The sequence below is a fragment of the Novosphingobium sp. FKTRR1 genome (assembly GCF_020404405.1).
In the GTDB taxonomy this organism is placed as follows: Bacteria; Pseudomonadota; Alphaproteobacteria; order Sphingomonadales; family Sphingomonadaceae; genus Novosphingobium.
This window is the reverse complement of sequence record NZ_JAIZDA010000084.1, coordinates 1-1,749: the sequence shown is the minus strand read 5'-3', so window position 1 is coordinate 1,749 and position 1,749 is coordinate 1. Positions and strand designations below refer to the sequence as shown.

Below are 1,749 nucleotides of genomic sequence, written 5' to 3'. Positions count from 1 at the left end.
TGAGCATCCTTGCTCCTTTCAGTGGTAGTATTGAGAGCCCCGGATATTGTCGTGCAGGATCGGCTCGCGCTCCGGGGCTTTGGACACGGGCACCTTGTCGAGCCCCTTTTCGAGGATCGATTTTACAGACGGATAATTGCGCGCGCCGATCTCCAGCGCGCGAAGCGCAGCCGCTTCAAGGCGCTCAGCGCCAAAGCGCTTGCCCAGGCCAATGATCCCCAGGCACGAACGGTAGCCTTGCTCGGGATGCGGCCGGTCCTCGATGATGCGCTCGATCAGCAGCGACAGCATCGGGCCGATCCGGCCCGCCTCCTCCTGGATCTTTGCCGGTGTCCAGTCGAGATAGCGCCGGTGGCTCGACGGCATGTGCTCGGGCACGGTCGTGTGCCGACCATTGCCACTGCCGCGCATGTGCACCGCGATCCGCTCGCCGCCGAGGAAGATCTCCACGGTCCGGGCGGTGTAACGCGCCTCGACCTCCCGGCGCGCGTAGCGGTGCGGCACGGAGTAATGATGCTGCTCGACTGCGACATGGTAATCGAGCCCGACCCGGCAGCGCTTCCATTGCGCATGGACCCACGGCTCAGCCGGTAGCGGCTTCAGGTTCGGAGCATCGATCTCCTCGAACAGCTGTCGGCGCGTTCGGCCGAACTGGCGCAGCACACGGCGCTCATTCAGATCAGCAAGGCACTCGGTAATGGCAGTATTGAGCTCGGCCAGACTGTAAAAGATGCAATTGCGCAGACGGCCCAGCACCCAGCGCTCGACGATCCTGACACAGGCCTCAACCTTCGCCTTGTCCTTGGGCCTCCTCGGCCGCGCCGGCAGCACTGCCGTCCCGTAATGCCGAGCCATGTCCGTGTAGCTGCGGTTGATCATCGGATCGAAGTGGCAGGCCTTGATCACCGCGACCTTGGCATTATCCGGAACCAGCAGCTGCGGCACCCCGCCGAAGAAGGCAAAGGCAGCATTGTGGGCCTCGGCCCAGTCGGCAAATTGCTCGGTCCAGGTCGCACACGCAAACGACAGGCTTGAGCCGCCCAGAACAGCGACGAACAGGTGCGCATCGCGGGTCTCGCCGGTCCTGCGATCCACCACCACCGGCACCGTGTCGCCAGCGTAGTCAACGAACAGCTTCTCGCCGCCAGCATGGCTCTGGCGCATCACCAACGGCAGCCGGCCTTCCCAGCGCCGGAACAGGTCACACCATCGGCTGTAGCGATAGCCGTCAGGGTTCGCCGCGTAGTACTCCTCCCACAGGATCTGCAGCGTCACGTGCTTGCGCTTCAACTCACGCGCCACCACCGCCCAGTCGGGCTCCGGCAACTTGCGGCGCCCGGGCTTTACCCCTGGCACGCCGTAGAGCCGGGACTCCAGGTCGCTGTCCGTCATCTCAGGCTGCACCGGCCAAGTCAGCCCCGACCGACTGAACCGCCGAAGCGTATCCCGGACCGTCGTCGATCCGACCCCGACCCGCTCGCCAGCTACCCGCGTCGAAAGCCCGCAGTCCAGGCTCAGACGCAAAATCTCGCGCACATGGCGCATCGCAACTCTCCTCGTCGGCATGCATTCCTCCAACCGCTGTCCGGCCGAAAGAATGCTCCAACGATCAGGTGAGCCTAACCTCAAACTGCGCGCCATCACCTCGGAATGCTGCGCGGATAATTCTCGGAACGCTGCGCGCCATCACCTCGGAATCCCGCGCGCCATCAAATCGGAACACCGCGCGCGATCACCTCGGAATCCGCA

General features: G+C 64.4%; 1 protein-coding gene. It reads right to left on the bottom strand.

What is annotated here, in order from left to right; translation table 11 throughout:
• Positions 1–18: 18 nt before the first annotated feature.
• Positions 19–1,545, bottom strand: coding sequence for an IS21 family transposase (gene istA / locus LDN95_RS22985; protein WP_226019822.1), 1,527 nt, complete (start codon positions 1,543–1,545; stop codon positions 19–21).
• Between the last annotated feature and the right edge of the window lie 204 nt (positions 1,546–1,749).